Annotated in this window: 14 protein-coding genes, 2 tRNA genes and 1 pseudogene; 7 read left to right on the top strand and 10 right to left on the bottom strand. The window is 68.2% G+C overall.

Going from position 1 to position 16,317, the window contains the following annotated elements; genetic code table 11:
- Positions 1-20 precede the first annotated feature (20 nt).
- On the bottom strand, positions 21-488 hold the full coding sequence (locus AC4GY7_RS03250; RefSeq protein WP_491111962.1) for an Lrp/AsnC family transcriptional regulator: 468 nt from the start codon (positions 486-488) through the stop codon (positions 21-23).
- A 196-nt stretch (positions 489-684) separates the two neighbouring features.
- On the opposite strand from AC4GY7_RS03250, the gene AC4GY7_RS03245 reads away from it, so the two are divergent.
- The 4 genes and pseudogenes from AC4GY7_RS03245 to AC4GY7_RS03230 all read left to right on the top strand — a co-directional run.
- Positions 685-2,394, top strand: a complete 1,710-nt coding sequence (locus tag AC4GY7_RS03245; protein ID WP_491111961.1) for a histidine kinase dimerization/phospho-acceptor domain-containing protein — start codon at positions 685-687, stop codon at positions 2,392-2,394.
- 2 nt (positions 2,395-2,396) lie between these two features.
- Positions 2,397-3,452, top strand: a complete 1,056-nt coding sequence (locus tag AC4GY7_RS03240; protein ID WP_491111960.1) for a polysaccharide deacetylase family protein — start codon at positions 2,397-2,399, stop codon at positions 3,450-3,452.
- Positions 3,453-3,648: 196 nt separating this feature from the next.
- Positions 3,649-3,885 (top strand): hypothetical protein, encoded by a 237-nt coding sequence (locus tag AC4GY7_RS03235; RefSeq protein WP_491111959.1) that lies wholly within the window; start codon positions 3,649-3,651, stop codon positions 3,883-3,885.
- Positions 3,886-3,984: 99 nt separating this feature from the next.
- Positions 3,985-4,830, top strand: a pseudogene (locus tag AC4GY7_RS03230) (alpha/beta hydrolase); the annotation flags it as partial.
- A 56-nt stretch (positions 4,831-4,886) separates the two neighbouring features.
- Here AC4GY7_RS03230 and AC4GY7_RS03225 read toward each other — a convergent pair.
- The 4 genes from AC4GY7_RS03225 to AC4GY7_RS03210 all read right to left on the bottom strand — a co-directional run bounded on the left by AC4GY7_RS03225 (position 4,887) and on the right by AC4GY7_RS03210 (position 7,315).
- A tRNA-Pro gene (locus AC4GY7_RS03225) sits at positions 4,887-4,963 on the bottom strand.
- A 338-nt stretch (positions 4,964-5,301) separates the two neighbouring features.
- A tRNA-Ile gene (locus tag AC4GY7_RS03220) sits at positions 5,302-5,377 on the bottom strand.
- A gap of 144 nt (positions 5,378-5,521) precedes the next feature.
- The gene (locus AC4GY7_RS03215) at positions 5,522-5,785 is read right to left on the bottom strand and encodes a hypothetical protein (protein WP_491111958.1); all 264 of its coding nucleotides are present in this window, start codon (positions 5,783-5,785) and stop codon (positions 5,522-5,524) included.
- 132 nt (positions 5,786-5,917) lie between these two features.
- Entirely contained in the window at positions 5,918-7,315 is a 1,398-nt protein-coding gene (locus AC4GY7_RS03210) for a M20/M25/M40 family metallo-hydrolase (protein ID WP_491111957.1), read from the bottom strand.
- 159 nt (positions 7,316-7,474) lie between these two features.
- Between AC4GY7_RS03210 and ettA the strand changes: the two genes are divergently transcribed.
- Together ettA and AC4GY7_RS03200 are read left to right on the top strand one after the other, a co-directional pair.
- A complete protein-coding gene (gene ettA, locus AC4GY7_RS03205; RefSeq protein WP_491111956.1) occupies positions 7,475-9,154 on the top strand; it encodes an energy-dependent translational throttle protein EttA in 1,680 nt (559 codons plus the stop codon).
- A 489-nt stretch (positions 9,155-9,643) separates the two neighbouring features.
- Positions 9,644-10,831, top strand: a complete 1,188-nt coding sequence (locus tag AC4GY7_RS03200; protein WP_491111955.1) for a sensor histidine kinase — start codon at positions 9,644-9,646, stop codon at positions 10,829-10,831.
- Between the two features lie 40 nt (positions 10,832-10,871).
- On the opposite strand, the gene AC4GY7_RS03195 is transcribed toward AC4GY7_RS03200, so the two are convergent.
- The 5 genes from AC4GY7_RS03195 to AC4GY7_RS03175 all read right to left on the bottom strand — a co-directional run bounded on the left by AC4GY7_RS03195 (position 10,872) and on the right by AC4GY7_RS03175 (position 15,337).
- Positions 10,872-11,666 (bottom strand): ThuA domain-containing protein, encoded by a 795-nt coding sequence (locus AC4GY7_RS03195; RefSeq protein WP_491111954.1) that lies wholly within the window; start codon positions 11,664-11,666, stop codon positions 10,872-10,874.
- Entirely contained in the window at positions 11,666-12,451 is a 786-nt protein-coding gene (locus AC4GY7_RS03190) for an NYN domain-containing protein (RefSeq protein ID WP_491111953.1), read from the bottom strand. Before AC4GY7_RS03190 ends, AC4GY7_RS03195 begins: the two co-directional genes overlap by 1 nt.
- Before the next feature lie 54 nt (positions 12,452-12,505).
- A complete protein-coding gene (locus AC4GY7_RS03185) occupies positions 12,506-12,748 on the bottom strand; it encodes a hypothetical protein (RefSeq protein WP_491111952.1) in 243 nt (80 codons plus the stop codon).
- A gap of 61 nt (positions 12,749-12,809) precedes the next feature.
- Positions 12,810-13,295 carry a GreA/GreB family elongation factor gene (locus tag AC4GY7_RS03180; protein ID WP_491111951.1) on the bottom strand — a complete coding sequence of 162 codons (486 nt, stop codon included), beginning with the start codon at positions 13,293-13,295 and terminating at the stop codon, positions 12,810-12,812.
- 8 nt (positions 13,296-13,303) lie between these two features.
- Positions 13,304-15,337, bottom strand: a complete 2,034-nt coding sequence (locus AC4GY7_RS03175; protein WP_491111950.1) for a lytic transglycosylase domain-containing protein — start codon at positions 15,335-15,337, stop codon at positions 13,304-13,306.
- 78 nt (positions 15,338-15,415) lie between these two features.
- Between AC4GY7_RS03175 and dapA the strand changes: the two genes are divergently transcribed.
- Positions 15,416-16,300: a 4-hydroxy-tetrahydrodipicolinate synthase gene (gene dapA / locus AC4GY7_RS03170; protein WP_491111949.1), complete on the top strand. Its 885-nt coding sequence runs from the start codon at positions 15,416-15,418 to the stop codon at positions 16,298-16,300.
- Positions 16,301-16,317 lie beyond the last annotated feature (17 nt).

Here is a 16,317-nt window from a genome sequence, read left to right as displayed (position 1 = left end):
CGCCGTCCGCAGCCGAGACCTCAATCCACCGAGACGGGGATGCCCGACGTCGACTTGGCAGTGCGGATCGTCAGCGAGGTCTTGACGCTGGCGACGTTCGGCGCCGGCGTCAGGTGCGTGGTCAGGATTTCCTGAAAGCTCTTGAGGTCGCTCGCGACGATCTTCAGGATGAAGTCGATCTCGCCGTTCAGCATGTGGCATTCACGCACTTCGGGAATGTCGGCGACATGCGCCTCGAAGGTGGCGAGGTCGTGTTCGGCCTGGCTGCGCAGCGACACCATCGCGAAGACGGTGATCGGGAAGCCGAGGCTGGCGGGGTCGAGATCGGCGTGGTAGCCGCGGATCACGCCCGCCTCCTCCAGCGCGCGGACACGGCGCAGGCAGGGCGGGGCGGTCAGCCCGACGCGTTCGGCCAGTTCGACATTGGTCATCCGCCCGTCCTGTTGCAGGTGGGCGAGGATCTGACGATCGATCCGATCGAATGACATTGCGCAGGACTCTCCGAAAACAGGCCGAACTCGGGCGGCGGCTTCCCCTAATCATAAGAAAATTGCGGCGCAACGCAATTGTCCCACTATGCGACGGGGCGCCGCATCGGTCGAAATCGACTGTATCGCTGCTGAGTCCACCCCGTTAAGGAATCGCGGCGCTCATCCGTCGGTGAGTGCTGATCCGGGAGTTGACGTGCGCTTCGACGACAGCCTGAAGACGGTTCTATCGGCAGACATGGAGAGCGGCGTCGGCGCGCGCTCCGCCTGGCGGCAGCTCGTCGACCTGATGGGCCGCGGGCGTATTCCTGCCGACGAACCGTCGCTGGCGCGGCTGCGCCTGCTGCGGCAGGCGGTGCCGATCGAGGTCCGGGCGGCGAGCGCCCGCGCGCTGGCCTTCGCTACGCCGCCTGCCGCTCTGGTCGGCGTGTTTGCCGAGGACGATCTTGCCGTATCCGCGCCGGTGCTGCGCACCGCGCAGCTGGAAGGCGACGAATGGGCCGCGCTGCTGCCGCGCATGACGCCGCAAGGCCGTGCGCTGCTGCGGCATCGACGCGATCTGCCAGTCGAGGCGGAGCGCGGACTGGCGAGCCTCGGCCCCACCGATTTCGTGCTGCCCTATGAGGTCGCCGACGCGGCTGTTGCCACCGACGCGGCGACTCCCATCGCCGAGCCCGCTCCCCGTCCCGAGGCGAGCGCGCCGCAGCCGCAGCCAGGGATCGCCCCGTCGCCGGCTCTCGCAGCCGTCGAGCCCCCCGAAGTCCGACTGGCGGCGGAGGGTGGCTTCCAGATCGCCGATCTCGTCGCGCGGATCGATGCCTTCCAGCGCCAGCGCGGCCCCGCCGACGCGGTCGAGGAGCATCGTGCCGCACCGGAGGCGGTGACCAGCTTCCGCTTCGATACCGACAGCCTGGGCGTCATCCATGCCGTCGAGGGCGTGTCGCGTGGTGCGCTGATCGGTGCCTCGCTGGCCTATGGTGCGCCGCAGGGCGAGGTGCGCATCGACGCCGTCATCAACGGTGCCTTCCGCCAGCGGCAACGCTTTGCGGGGGCGCGGCTCGATATCGGCGGACTGTCGGACGCCGCGGGCGCGTGGCGGGTTGCAGGCACCCCCCAGTTCGACGCCGCGACCGGCCGCTTCACCGGTTATGCCGCGACCGCGCGCCGGCCGCGGCCCGATGAGGAGGCCGCACAGGCGCCGCGTCAGGCCGCATCCGATTCGCTGCGTCAGCTCGTCCACGAATTGCGTACGCCGACCAATGCCATCGCCGGGTTCGCCGAGTTGATCGAGGCGCAGTTGCTCGGCCCCGTCTCGGCGGTGTACCGCGATCATGCGCTCACCATCCGCGACCAGGCGGCGCGGCTGCTCGGCGCGATCGAGGATCTCGACACGGCGGCACGGATCGAGGGACGCGCGCTGGAGCTGCGCCCGACGCCGGTCGTGTTGCAGCCGCTGCTCGAACGGATCGCCGGCGACCTGCAGCCGCTCGCCGCGCTGCGCGGCACCGCGCTGGATATCCACCCGATGGACGATCATGCCGCGCTGGCCGACGATCGCGCCATGGAGCGGCTGCTGTCGCGCCTGCTCGCCGCGCTGACCGCGGCGGCCGTCGACGGCGAACGGATCGACATCGCCGAGGCGCCGGCACCCGCGGGGCAGGTCGCCTTGTGCTTCGCCCGCCCGCAGGCGCTCGGCACCGGCGGCGAGGATGCACTGCTCAGCATCGACGGCGATCAGGCGGGTGACGACGGGGAGGGCGCACCGCTGCTCGGCACGGGTTTCGCGCTGCGCCTCGCGCGCAACCTCGCGGCCGAACTGGGCGGCGAGCTGATCTTCGGCGAGCATCTCTTGACACTGCGGCTGCCCGCCGCGCTAGATGAAGCGGTGGGGCAGGCGACCAACTGATCGTGGCGGGCGGCGCCGCCATCCCGTATCGGGTCCCGGCGCCATCGCGTGACGCCTATGTCCGCTGGCCCGCCGACTTCGGCCGGCGCTTCATCGTCTTCGTCGATGTGGAAGAGGAATTCGACTGGTCGGCGCCGCTCGACCCGCGGCATCGCGCGGTCACCGCGATGCGGGCGCTGCCGCACGCCCATGCCCGGTTCGCCGAGCGTGGTGTCGGTCTTGCCTGCATGGTCGATCATCCGGTCGCCGGCAATGCGCGCGCCGTCGACATCCTGCGCGCGATCGTCGCGGATGGACGCTCTTCGATCGGCGCACAATTGCACAGCTGGGTAACGCCGCCATTCGCCCCGGCGACCGCGGGTGACAGCTATCCGGGCAACCTGCCGATCGCGCTGGAAGCCGCCAAGCTGGATGCGCTCACCGATCTGCTCGCCGACGCCTTTGGAACCCGCCCCATCGCCTATCGCGCCGGCCGCTATGGCATCGGCGCGGCGACCGCCGGCCTGCTCGCCAACCGCGGCTACCGGATCGAAACGTCGATGCGTGCCGCCTATGATTACCGCGCGGACGGTGGTCCCGATTTCACCGCCATCGGCAACCGCGCGTTCCGGCTGGGGCCGCTGCTCGAACTGCCGCTGACGACGGTGTTCACCGGCGCATTGCGTCGCCACGGACGGGCGCTGTTCCCGCTGCTGGGACGCGTGCCGCATGGCCGTGGCGCCTTCGCGCGCGCCGGGCTGCTCCAGCGAATCGCGCTGACCCCGGAAGACATGCCGATCGACGCTGCCCTCGCCGCCGTCCGCATTGCGCTGGAGCATGACGACGAGCGCCTGCTCGCTTTTTCCTTCCATTCGCCTTCGCTGGAACCGGGGCACACGCCCTATGTCCGCACGGCGGCCGATCTCGCGCGTTTTTGGGCGTGGTGGGAGCGCATGTTCGATACGCTCGATGCGCTGGGCTGCCGTCCGATGACGCTGGCGGAGGCCTTGGCGGCAAGCGGACCGGTGGTCGCACCTGTTGGTACCATGTCAGCAACCGATTGCAATGCAGCAAAGTAAACAAGGTCGGAACATGACCAATACGTCAGCCCGATCCCGCCGCGGGCAAGCGTGACGGACGAAGATACTGTTCTACCTGGCTTTTCGCTGGAGGCGCATCTTGCGACCACGATGATGTCGCGTCGCAATATTGCACTTGTTTTTTGCGAGGATTCTGCCATTGCGTGCAACTCACAGTATGAGGGAAGGGGACCACATGGTTGCCAAGATTCTGATGGCTGCGTCTGCAGTCGCACTCGCCGCCGCGCCTGCCGTGGCTGCTCCTGCCAACCCCGCCGCGAGCCTGTCGGTCGCGAAGTCGGTTCGCACCGGTTCGGCCTCGGCCAAGAAGAACGAGCTGGCCGGTGGCGGTCTGATCGTCGCGCTCGTCGCGGCGGCTGCCGTCGTTGCGGGCATCATCATCGTTGCCGACGACGACAGCGACAGCAACTAAGAGTTTCGTTTTCCGGCGGAGTTCCCAAGACGCTCGCCGGACGACGCAAACTTAGGCAAGGGGGGCTTCGGCTCCCCTTGATGATTCTGGCGCCACGCGATGCGGGGCGCGATACTGATCGGCGGCATGCGACCGTGTCACGGCATCGGCACTGACGCCATGCGCACGCTTGGTCATCCCATCATCGCCGCCGGCCTACTGGTCGCCACGGGTATCGCCGCAGCGTTGCTGACGCTTCCGGTCTGGATCCCGCTGCTCATCTACCGGCCGCTCCCGCTCGTACCTACGGCGCCCGCAGCGTGGGGGCTGTCCCATACCAGCTTCGTACGCGTGCCGGTACGCGGTGGCGGCGCGATCACCGGCTGGTGGACGCCACCCGTACATTGCGACGATCCGGTGGTGCTGCTCGTGCACGGCCGCTCCGGCAACATCGGCTCGCGCGCTCCGGTCCTTCGGGCACTGGCGCAGCAGGGAATGGGCGTGTTGCTCTTCGATCATCGCGGCTACGGCGCCAGTCCCGGTCACCCTTCCGAACGGCATCTGCGGGAGGATACGCTGACCGCCTATGCCGCGCTGCGCCGCCGCGGCATGGCGCCTGCGCGGATCGTCGTGATCGGCCAATCCCTTGGCAACGCGCCCGCCGCCGCGCTTGCGGCGATGCAGCCGGTCGGAGGGCTGGTGCTGGTGTCGCCGTTTACCAGCCTGCCGGGCGCCGCGGCTGCCCGCCTGCGCTGGCTGCCGGTTCGTCGGATGTCCTGGACAAGCAACCGGTCCGACGTCGCCACGCATGTGTCGCACTCGACCGGTCAGGTGGTGTTGATCGCAAGCCGTAAGGACGACTTGATCCCGTTCGCCGACGCTCGGCAGCTTCGGGATGCTGCAACCCGCATCCGCTGGCTCGACGTATCGCCACTCCAGCACGATGGCATGCTGGGGATGATCGCGGAGGACGGTAGACTAGCCCAGGCGATCCATATGGCGCTGGGCCGGCGAAGGGGAAATGGTCGGGGAGACAGGATTCGAACCTGCGACATCCTGCTCCCAAAGCAGGCGCGCTACCGGACTGCGCCACTCCCCGACGGGCCCGCAGGCGATGGGTCCACCCATCCGCCGCTGCGAACGCGGGTTGCTCCTAGGCCGCCGAACGCATCCTGACAAGCGGTTCCGATGGCGTTTCGGCGTTCGCCCCGCCGCTACCCAGCCGCTTCAGCCGAGCGCCGATGACGCCGAGTACCATGCCGGCGGCGATCGATATTGCGACCCACGTCAACACGGCTGCCAAGACCATCTGCACTTTCCCCCGCATGTCGGCCCGTCGCACGACAACAGCGGGAATGGTAAACGCAAATGCTTGCCGATCAAGGCCGTGATACTGACCCGAACAGGATCGGTTGCGATCGTCGGCTGTGGTGGCAATGGTGGGCCCGGCAGGACTCGAACCCGCAACCTAGCCGTTATGAGCGGCCAGCTCTAACCATTGAGCTACAGGCCCCACCGCTGCGAAGCGCTAGCTAGCGCAACCCCGGCCAAAGAAAAAGCCGCCCAACGAAAAAGGGCGCCCCCGCGAACGGGAGCGCCCTTTCGAGAACCATGCAACCGCATGATCGGCGCGCCGGGCAAGCCCGGCGCTGCACGATTACATGTTGTCGGCCTTCTCTTCGGCCGCGTCACGGACGTTGTCCGCAGCCGCGTTGATGTTGTCGGCCTTGTTCTCGAGCACGGCTTCGGCCGTCGCGTTCGAGGTGTTGTCGGCGAGCGCGTCGATGTTGTCGGCCTGAGCTTCCATGTTGTCCGCCAGCATGTCCGCGTTGTTCTCAACGGCGGCGGCTTCGGGCGACTTGTTGCAGGCAGCGACGGACATCAGGCCGGCGGCAGCGAGAACGAAAGCGATCTTCTTCATTCGAATGCTCCCAAGCAAAGCAAATTTCGCGGCCGGCCCGATCGCCGTCGCGAGACAGCCCAAATACCGCACGACTCCCCCCGGTCAATCACCAAATTCATTCATGTGAAAGGTTCTGCCTTCGTTTTGCCGTTATCTGCGGGGGGTGACGGGGCCGATTTCCTCGGGCGCATTGGCGACGATCGCCAGCATCGTCGTCCACGCGGCGACGTTCTGGCGCAGTTGTTCGGGGTCGATCCGCTCCAGCGTGTCGTCGGGCGTATGGTGCGTGTCGAAGTAGCGCGTGCCGTCCTGGTTGAGGTCGATCGCGGCGACGCCCAGCGCCATCGTCGGCCCGACATCCGTGCCGTCGCCGCCGACACCCGCCCCGCGGCTGATCCCGAGCGGCGCCAGCGCCGATTGCAGGCGATCGGCGACCGGCTTCGCGCTGTCGGGCAGGTTGACCTCGAACCGCCAGACGCGATCGGCGCCGAAATCGCTCTCCCCGGCGGTGGCGTGGCGTTCGGCGCCGTGGACGCGGGCATATTCCTTGCCGCCATAGCCGCCCGGCTCTTCGGCGCCGAACCAGACCACGCGGATCGTGCGCTTGGGCCGTGGGCCGTCGAGCAGGCGCTTGGCGGCGGCCGTGGTGATCGCGACGCCCGAGGCATCGTCGATCGCCCCGGTGCCGAGGTCCCAACTGTCGAGATGCCCGCCGATCAGCACGATGCCCGCCTTGGGATCGGTGCCGGGCACTTCGGCGATGACGTTGCCCGAGGTGCCGGTGCCGGCGAAGCGCGGGGTCAGCGTCAGCTTCAGCGTGATCGGCTTGCCGCGTTCCGCCATGCGCTCGATCTGGTCGGCGTCGGATACCGACAGGGCGGCCGCCGGGATCGGCGTCACGCCATCCGGCCAGTTGGTGCCGCCGGTGTGCGGGTTGCGGTGGTGGTCGGTGCCGATCGACTTGATGACCACGGCCAGCGCCCCCTTGCGCGCGGCGAGCGCCGGGCCGACGAAGCGGGCGGTGCCATAGGCGCCATAGCTCGATCCGTCCTGCGTCGGCGTCATCGCATTGCCGATGTAGACGATCCGCCCGCGCACCGCATCGGCCGGGGCGTTGGCAAGCTCGCCATAGGTCTTGAAGACCGCGACCGGCGCGGTGATGCCGGCGGGCGGCGTCGCGCCCGAATTGCCGAGCGCGACCAGCGTCAGTTTCTGGGGGAAGGGGGCGACGACCTCCGCCGTCTCCTGCCCGCGCAGCCACACCGGCATCTGATAGGTTTCGACGTGGACGTTCTTGAAGCCCAGCCCCTTCAGCCGTGCGACCGCCCAGGTCCGCGCGCGTGCCTCCGCCTCCGTCGCGGCGAGCCGCTGGCCGACCTCGGTGGTGAGGCCTTCGACGATGTCGTAGGCGAGGTCGTCCTTCAGCGCCGCATCGCGCAACGCGGCGACCTTGGGGTCGACCGCCGCCGGTGCGGGCGGCGCGCTGCGCTGCGCCGACAGGGCGGTGGACGAGGCGAGGGCCAGCAGGGCCAGGGCAATGCGCGTCATATCGGTCTATCCCCCTATGATCCGTCGGATGTTTCCGGATCGCGGCGGTGTGGGCGAAGCCGCCGCGGATCACAAGCGCCGGCATTTGCACGGGGGGCGCCCAATCGCTACATGGGCAGGCAAATTCCCCGTCCTTTTCGATTCAGGAGCCGTCGGCACATGGCCGTCCAGTATACCTACGTCATGAAGGGTCTGACCAAGACCTTCCCGGGCGCCAACAAGCCCGTCCTCAACAACATCCACCTCCAGTTCATCCCCGGCGCCAAGATCGCGATCATCGGCCCGAACGGCGCCGGCAAGTCGACGCTGATGAAGGTGATGGCGGGCATGGATACCGACTTCTCGGGCGAAGCCTGGGCGGCGGAGGGCGTGCGCGTTGGCTATCTGGCGCAGGAGCCGCAGCTCGATCCGACCAAGGACGTGATGGGCAACGTCAAGGACGGCGTGCGCCCGGTCGCCGACCTCGTCGACCGGTTCAACGCCATCTCGGCCGAGATGGGCGATCCCAAGGACGATACCGACTTCGACGCGCTGATGGAGGAGATGGGCGATCTTCAGGGCAAGATCGACGCGGTCGACGGCTGGACGCTCGACAACCAGCTCGAAGTCGCGATGGAAGCCTTGCGCTGCCCGCCGGGCGATGCCGACGTCACCAGGCTGTCAGGCGGTGAAAAGCGCCGCGTCGCCCTGTGCAAGCTGCTGCTCGAGAAGCCCGACATCCTGCTGCTCGACGAACCGACCAACCACCTCGACGCCGAAAGCGTGTCGTGGCTGGAAAACTACCTCAAGGAATATACCGGCAACGTCATCCTCGTGACGCACGATCGCTACTTCCTCGACAACGTCGTCAACTGGGTGCTCGAGCTTGATCGCGGCCGTTACTACACCTACGAGTCGAACTATTCGGGCTATCTGGAAAAGAAGGCCAAGCGCCTCGAGCAGGAAGAGCGCGAAGAGGCCGGCAAGCAGAAGGCGATCGCCGACGAGCTTGCCTGGATGCGGCAGACCCCCAAGGCGCGCCAGACCAAGTCCAAGGCGCGTATCCGCGCCTTCGACGAACTGATGGCCAAGCAGGAAAACCGCGTCGCCGGCAAGGCGCAGATCCTCATCCAGCTGCCCGAACGCCTCGGCGGCAAGGTGATCGAGGCGAAGGGCCTGACCAAGGCCTATGGCGACAAGCTGTTGTTCGACAACCTCGACTTCACGCTGCCCCCCGGCGGCATCGTCGGCGTCATCGGCCCGAACGGCGCCGGCAAGTCGACCCTGTTCAAGCTCATCACCGGGCAGGAACAGCCCGACAGCGGCGAGATCAGCGTCGGCTCGACGGTGAAGCTCGGCTATGTCGACCAGAGCCGCGACGACCTCGATCCCAACAAGAACGTCTGGCAGGAAATCTCCGACGAGCTGGAGGTCTTCCGCTTCGGCAAGCAGGAACTCGGCACGCGCGCCTATGTCGGCGCGTTCAACTTCCGCGGGCCGGACCAGCAGAAGAAGGTCGGCCAGCTGTCGGGTGGTGAGCGCAACCGCGTCCACATGGCCAAGATGCTGAAGGAGGGCGGCAACGTCCTGCTGCTCGACGAACCGACCAACGACCTCGACGTCGAGACGCTGCGTGCGCTCGAAGAGGCGCTGGAGACGTTCGCCGGCTGCGCCGTGGTCATCAGCCACGATCGCTTCTTCCTCGACCGCCTCTGCACGCACATCCTCGCGTTCGAAGGCGACAGCCATGTCGAATGGTTCGAGGGCAATTACGAATCGTACGAGGAGGACAAGCGCCGCCGCATGGGCGACGCCGCCGACCGCCCGACGCGCCTCGCCTACAAGAAGCTGACGCGCTGAGGGTAGCGATCCTCTTCCCTTTCCCCTGAGCAGGCAGGGCTATCGCATATGGCGATGATGGCTGCCGGCTTCGGGCGAAGGAACATGCCATCCCGATATTCCCCGTCACCCCGGACTTGGTCCGGGGTCCACCGTGCCGCAAATCCATAGCGTATCGGTGTGCGGCACGGTGGATGCCGGGCCAAGCCCGGCATGACGGAAGATCAGAGAAACACCCCCCGGATCAAACCCCCGATATACGATAGCACTGGCTGGGCAGGGGAGAGGGTTACCGGAACCTGCCGGCTGTGCCGGCTAGCGCGGGTTGGGTGAGCGGCAAGCGGACTGCATCCCATGACGCCGGCGTATTCCGGTCGCCCCGTCGCGGCCGCCCGCCACCTGCACCACTCGTCCCGAAGCGGCTTGAAAACGCCCGCACCCGTTCTACTTCCAACCCCATCGTTACCGCACAGCGCGGTCATCCGCGCGCAAGGGGCGCGCGCAAGGGGGATGCGTATCTTGGCAGTGGTCGAACAATCGCCGGGCGGGCAGGACGCGCCGGGCGCGGGGGAATTGCAATATCGGCTGCAGCAGCAATCCGTCCTCGCCAAGTTCGGCATCGAGGCGCTGCGCGCCCGCGACCTCGAACCGATGCTCCAGCGCGCGGTGGAATTATGCGCCGAGGGCATGCGTTCGCGCTTCTGCAAGTTCCTCGAACATTGCGATGACGAGGATGTGCTGTTCGTCCGCAACGGCGTCGGCTGGCGCGACGGCGTGGTCGGCGGCACGGAGATGCGCGCCGATCTCGGCTCGCCGGCAGGCTTTGCCTATCACACCGGCGAAGCGGTCATCTCCAACCACCTCGGAAACGAAACGCGGTTTCGCACGCCGCCGTTCATGGCCGACCATCACATCCGCCGCGCCATCAACGTCCTGGTCGAGGCGGGCGGCCGCCGCTTCGGCGTGCTGGAGGTCGACAGCCCGGACGAGGGCAAGTTCGAGGCCTCCGACCTCGCCTTCATGCAGGGGTTCGCCAACCTGATCGGCGTGGCGATCGAGCGGCAGCAGGCCGAGCGCCGCCTGAACGACGCGCTGGAGCATCAGGAGCTGCTGACGCGAGAGGCGAGCCATCGGGTCAAGAACAGCCTCGCCATGGTGTCGGGTCTGCTCAACCTCCAGATGCAGGCCGATCCCGACACCCGCATCACCCGCCTGCTCGGCGACGCGCAGGCGCGGATCGCCGCGATCGCGCAGGCGCATGACTGGTTGTGGCGCGGCGATCGCGTCGGCATCGTCGCGCTCGACGACCTCATCGGCGGCATCGTCGACCAGCTGCGCGAACAGGCGCCAGCCCATAGCATCGCTTGCGATGTGCCGCGCATCCACATCAGCGCCGACGTCGCGATCCCGATCGGCCTGCTGGTGACCGAACTCGTCACCAACGCGATCAAATACGCCTATGACGAAGGCGGCCCGATCGACGTGCGGGTCGGCGGCGACGGCGGCCAGCTCCAGCTGGCGGTCAGCGACACCGGCCGCGGCATGACCGCGGACTTCGATCTCAAGGCGGCGTCGCGCGAAAGCCTGGGCATGCGGATGATCGCCAGCCTCGGCCGCCAGTTGGGCGGCGCGGTGGCCTTCGAGGACGGGGCACCCGGAACGCGCGCCACGATCTGCTTCCCCGATCCACGCGGGTAGCGCGTCCGGTAAGGGACGTGACGGTCATCCGATGTGACCGTTAGCGCACCGCCGCCCAGCGCAGCGCGTTGGCGATCATCCGTCGGTAATTCGGATCGTCATAGCTTTCGGGATTATGCCCGATCGCCGAATAGAACACCGCGCCGCGCCCCACGCGGTTGATCCAGGCGATCGGATGGACGCGCCCCATCGCCAGCTTCGCGCCGGGCGTGTAGCTTGCCTCGTCGATCGTCGCGAGCAGGTCCGATGCCGGCGGGGCAGGGACCCGGTCGAAGGAATACCATTCGTCCACCGGCTTCCACGGCAGCCGGATGCCGCGCATGATCGGATGGTTGGGCTTCAGGATCGTGACCGCCGCCGGCTGGAATTGCTCGCCGCCGCCGGGGTGGCCGATGAACAGCGCGCCGATGATCCGGTCGCGATAATAGTCCCAGGCATAGCTCGAATCGCCGCCCGCGGCATGCAGCGCGACGACGCGGCCGCCCGCCTCGATCCACTGCCGGAAGGCGGCGCGCTGGTCGGGCGCGAAGGCATCGCCGCTCGAACTCGCCAGCACCACCACGCGGAACCGGCGCAGCAGGTCGGGCCGGAACACCGCCGCATTCTCGGTGGCGAAGCTCCGCCGTCCGCCGGCGCGTGCGAGGTCGCCGATCCCCGCGGTCGCGTGCGGGATCTGTTCGACGTGGCGATAGCCGTTGGTCTTGCTGAAGATCAGCACGCCGTCGCGCAGCGTCGCCGGCACCGCCGGCGCGACGGTATCGACCCGCGGTTCCGGGCGGTGCGGGTCGGCCTGCGCGGTCAGCAGCAGCCCCAACGCGGCGACCATCGCGCGCATCAGCGCACCCGCTTCACGAACAATCCGCTGTCGCGGCGTTCGGACTGGAAGTTCGGCACCGCCTGGATCAGGTCCGACAAGCGCTGATAGCCATAGTTGCGCGTGTCGAAGCTCGACCGGTTGCCGGCGAGCTGCCCCATCGCCGACAGGCTGACATAACCCTTCTCGTCACGCTTCACCGACTGATAGGCATCGATCAGCAGCGCGATCAGCTCGGGGTCGATCGGTTTCTTGACGCGCGGTCCGGCGGCGATCGACGGCGGCAGCGATTCGCCGATCGGCACGTCGACGCTCGCCGGCTTGGCGGCGGCCGCCGCTGCTGCTGCTGCGGGCGGTTCCTTGGCGTCGCTCACCAGCGCTCCCACGTCGATGAAGCGCGTGCACGCCTGCTTGAACGCCTCCGGCGTCTTGGCATTGCCGAAGCCGTAGACGGGGATGCCATCCTGCCGGATGCGCATCGCCAGCGGCATGAAGTCGCTATCCGACGACATGATGCCGAAGCCGCCGATCCGGCCACGGAACAGCAGGTCCATGGCATCGATCGTCATCTTCATGTCGGTGGCGTTCTTGCCCTTGGTGAGGTCGAACTGCTGCTGCGGCTCGATGCCGTGCTTCACCGTCATGTCCCGCCAGCCTTTCAGCGCGGGCTTCGACCAGTTGCCGTAGACGCGGCGGATGTTGACGGTGCCGAGTTCGGCCAGCACCGTCAGGACGGGGTCGATCGCGTGCCAGGATGCGTTGTCGGCATCGATCAGCAGCGCGATGTTGCGGGTGGAGTCTTCCATGGCCGCCATGGTTGCGGGGCGCGGGCGCCCCGGTCAACCGTTATGCAGCCCCGCCTAGCGGTTGGGGCCACGATCCGCAGGCCGCGCCTGGCCATGGTCGATCGCGGTCTGCTTGGACACGCGCTCATGCGCCTCCGGATCGTCGACCGCGCGGGTGAGATCGTCCTGGCTGCCGACGTCGAGGTTAAGCTGTCCGCCGCTCGATCCCGCCACGGCGTCGCCTTCGGGGATCATGCCTTCGATCAGGTCGCGGTCGTCGTGATCGCGCGCGGTCCGGGTGCGAGGATTTTCATCCATGTTTCCATCTCCTTCGCCCGTCCCAACGGTCGGGCGGAGCGGCCCGTTCCGCAGCTGGGCCTCACCCCTGCGGATAGCTGATCGCCATCACCTCATATTCCCGCTCGCCCGCCGGCAGCACGACGCGGCGCAGGTCGCCGATCCCGGCACCGCGCAGCGCGCGCGACAGCGGTGCGTTCCAGCCGATCCGGCCCGCACCCGCCTCCGCCTCGTCGTCGCCGACCAGCGTCAGCACGCGGGTGGTGTCGTCCTCGTCCGCGATCGTCACCGTCGCACCGAACCAGACGCGGCTGCGGTCCTGCGCCTGCGCCGGATCGACGACCTTGGCCGCCTTCATCCGCTTGGACAGCCAGCCGAGCCGCCGGTCGATCTCGCGCAGCCGCTTGCGACCGTAGATATAGTCGCCGTTCTCCGACCGGTCGCCGTTGCCCGCGGCCCAGGCGATCGTATCGACCAGCGCCGGGCGCTCGGTGGCGAACAATCGGTCGTATTCGCCGCGCAGGGCGGCATAGCCCGCCGGCGTAATGTAATTGGGGCGCTGCTCCATCGTGCGGGTCAGCCCGGCCGCCCCTTGCCGAGGTACCAGCTGAGGTTGGCGGGGCCGCGGCTCTTCGCGCGGGCTGGGTTGATGAGGTCGTAGACCACCGCATTCTCCAGCACGCGCTGCACGTAATTGCGGGTTTCCTGATAGGGAATGGCCTCGATCCAGTCGACCATGTCGACGCCGGCGGTGCGCGGGTCGCCATTGGCCCGCAGCCACTTGTTCACATTGCCGCCGCCCGCGTTATATGCCGCGATTGCAAGCGGATAGCTGCCATAGTTGGCAAACACCCGCTGGAAATAGCTCGATCCCAGCATGATCGACATGTTGGGATCGCTGGTCAGGGCCGCGGCGTCATAGGCGATGCCGATCTTGCCCGATTGCTCGCGTGCCGTCGCCGGCATCAGCTGCATCAGGCCGCGCGCACCGGCATGGCTGACCGCGGTCTTGTCGAACTGGCTTTCCTGCCGCGCGATGGCGTGGATCAGCGTCCAATTGTCCTCATAGCCCGTGGGGACGCTGACCGTCGGAAAGCCTGCCGCCGAATAGTCGCTGAGGCCGTTCTGCATCGCGCTGCGCCCGACCATGACGCCCAGGTCCGGCCGCCCGATCTGGCGGGACAGGTCCGCGGCGAGCAGATGGTCCGACTGGCTGGTCGCATTCGCCGCGATCTGACGGACGAAGGCGGTCTGGTCCTGCCACTGGCCGACCATGCCGAGGAACCGCGCCGCACGCACGATCTCGCGATTGGCGAACGCCTGGCGCACGGCAGGATCGATCGCCGGATTGCCGATCGGCGGCGGCGCCACCAGCGGCCGGCCGGTCCGCTCGAGCGCCAGCTGGCCGTAGAATTGATCGCGATAGCCCGCGGCCTGCCCGTAATAGCCGGCCGCTTCCGCTGCCTTGCCCGCCGCTTCCGCCGCGCGGCCTGCCCAGTAGAAGCCCTTGGCGCGCGTCTGCGGCGACTGGCTGCCACGGCCGTAGCGGTCGAACATGACCATCGCATCGGCCGGCCGCCCCAGCTGCTTCAGCGCCACCTGCCCGGCGAGCCAGGCGAGGCTGGTGTAATCGTCGCGCTCGCCATAGGGCTTGGTCGAAACGTCGGTCCCGGCGGGATAGGCATCGTCCACCTGCCGCGCGATGTCGTAGGCGAGCTGGTATTGACCATCGGCGTTGGCCGCGCGCGCGTTGGTCAGCAGCACCTCGTACCATTTCTCGACGTCGCCCGGCCGGCTGGCGAGGCTGCGCGGGCGGGCGAGCCAGTTGCGGGCGGTCGGCGAGGCGCCGGAGCCGCGCAGCCACATCGCCCGATCGGCGATATAGCCGGGATCGGTCGCGAACTGATCCGGCGTGGCCATCGCCAGGTCGGCGGCATTGGCCGCATTGGTGCGGAATGCGAGCCGCGCTTCGAAGGCGGGGCGCCGCGCCGGGCTGGTGAAGCCGATCTGCCGCGCCGCGACGCCGGTCGCATTCTGCCACAGCAGCGCGTCCATGCGCGCGTCCTGGTCGTCGGGCGTCAGCGCGCTGCCGAAACCCGCCAGCACCGCCGCCTCGTCGTTCGCCGACAGGCTGCCGCGCCGCCACGCCGCGCGCGCGGCCGCCTGCGCCTCCGCAGTGCGGCCGAGGGACTGGAGCGCGCGCGCCTGCGCGACGAGGCCGGCGCCGGTTTGGGCCGGGAAACGGTTGAAATAGGCGACCACGCTCGCCGGCGCTGCCGTGCCCGCCTGCCGCTCGGCTGCCCGGCGGTTGGATGCCTCGCCCGGCCAGCCGGGATGCGCCATCAGGAACCCGGCATAGCTGTCGAAGGGGAGGGCATCGGTCTGCTGGACCGCTTTCCACTGCGCGATGGCGGCGATGATCGCGCCGTCGGCGGCATTCTGCGGCGGTTGCACCGGCATGTTCGCCATCTGCGTCCGATAGCGATCGAGCTGGTCGGTGCCCGCCGCTGGCGGCGCGGGCGGCATCGGCAGCGTCTGGACGAGGGGGGCGGCGGTCACCCCGGTGAAGGCCGCAAGAAGGATGCTGATCGGAAGCGTCGCTGGGTGCATGTGGACATCATACCGCCTCCACCCGTATCTGTCCTGAACGAAAACCCGTCGCGGCGCAGCAGGAGCGCAGATTACCTCATGTTTTCAGGTTCTATTCCGGCCCTCGTCACCCCCTTCGACGATCACGGCCGTTTCGACGAAGCCGCCTATCGCGCGCTGATCGACTGGCAGATCGCCGAAGGATCGTCGGCGCTGGTGCCGTGCGGCACGACGGGAGAGGCGGCGACGCTGACCGCCGACGAGCATTTCGCCATCGTCAGGGTCTGCGTCGATCAGGCGGCGGGCCGCGTGCCGGTGATCGCCGGTGCGGGGTCGAACGACACCGTCGTCGCCGCCGCCAATATCGCCCGCGCGCGCGATGCCGGGGCGGACGCGGCGCTGATGGTCCCGCCCTATTACAATCGCCCGAGCCAGGAGGGCATCTACCAGCATTTCGCCCGGCTGGCGCAGGATGCCGCGCTGCCGATCGTGCTCTACAATGTGCCCGCGCGCACAGTGACCGATATTCAGCCGGCGACGATGGCGCGTATCGTCACCGCTTTCCCCGACGTCTTCGTCGCGGTGAAGGACGCGAGCGGCGCCATCGCCCGCGTCTCCGCGCATCGCGCCGGCTGCGGTCCGGACTTCGTGCAATTGTCCGGCAACGACGACATGGCGCTGGCGTTCAATGCCATGGGGGGCAGGGGCTGCATCTCGGTGTCGGCCAATGTCGCTCCGCGGTTGTGCGCGGAGTTTCAGGCGGCGTGCCATGCGGGGGATTATGCCGCGGCGCTCACCCTGCAGGACCGTCTGTTCCCGCTGCACGACGCGCTGTTCACCGATGCCTCGCCCGGCCCGGTCAAATACGCGATGACGCGGGTGCGCCCGGACTTTCCGCGCGGCCTGCGCCTGCCGATGATCTGGCCTTCGGAGGCGTCGCGCGCGGCGGTCGATGCCGCGCTGGAGCATGCCGGGCTGGTATGAGGAACGCTCCGGCGCGT

The organism is Sphingomonas sp. SP5 (assembly GCF_058313455.1).
Note: the sequence above shows the minus strand (reverse complement) of the source record. Positions and strands in the feature narration are given on the sequence as shown.

What these genes read in the sequence shown, in the direction of transcription:
- AC4GY7_RS03175 (WP_491111950.1), bottom strand. Translation starts at nt 15,337, where the DNA reads ATGCACCCAGCGACGCTTCCGATCAGCATCCTTCTTGCGGCCTTCACC.
- AC4GY7_RS03195 (WP_491111954.1), bottom strand. Translation starts at nt 11,666, where the DNA reads ATGCGCGCGATGGTCGCCGCGTTGGGGCTGCTGCTGACCGCGCAGGCC.
- ettA (WP_491111956.1), top strand. Translation starts at nt 7,475, where the DNA reads ATGGCCGTCCAGTATACCTACGTCATGAAGGGTCTGACCAAGACCTTC.
- dapA (WP_491111949.1), top strand. Translation starts at nt 15,416, where the DNA reads ATGTTTTCAGGTTCTATTCCGGCCCTCGTCACCCCCTTCGACGATCAC.
- AC4GY7_RS03180 (WP_491111951.1), bottom strand. Translation starts at nt 13,295, where the DNA reads ATGGAGCAGCGCCCCAATTACATTACGCCGGCGGGCTATGCCGCCCTG.
- AC4GY7_RS03210 (WP_491111957.1), bottom strand. Translation starts at nt 7,315, where the DNA reads ATGACGCGCATTGCCCTGGCCCTGCTGGCCCTCGCCTCGTCCACCGCC.
- AC4GY7_RS03215 (WP_491111958.1), bottom strand. Translation starts at nt 5,785, where the DNA reads ATGAAGAAGATCGCTTTCGTTCTCGCTGCCGCCGGCCTGATGTCCGTC.
- AC4GY7_RS03250 (WP_491111962.1), bottom strand. Translation starts at nt 488, where the DNA reads ATGTCATTCGATCGGATCGATCGTCAGATCCTCGCCCACCTGCAACAG.
- AC4GY7_RS03190 (WP_491111953.1), bottom strand. Translation starts at nt 12,451, where the DNA reads ATGGAAGACTCCACCCGCAACATCGCGCTGCTGATCGATGCCGACAAC.
- AC4GY7_RS03200 (WP_491111955.1), top strand. Translation starts at nt 9,644, where the DNA reads ATGCGTATCTTGGCAGTGGTCGAACAATCGCCGGGCGGGCAGGACGCG.
- AC4GY7_RS03235 (WP_491111959.1), top strand. Translation starts at nt 3,649, where the DNA reads ATGGTTGCCAAGATTCTGATGGCTGCGTCTGCAGTCGCACTCGCCGCC.
- AC4GY7_RS03185 (WP_491111952.1), bottom strand. Translation starts at nt 12,748, where the DNA reads ATGGATGAAAATCCTCGCACCCGGACCGCGCGCGATCACGACGACCGC.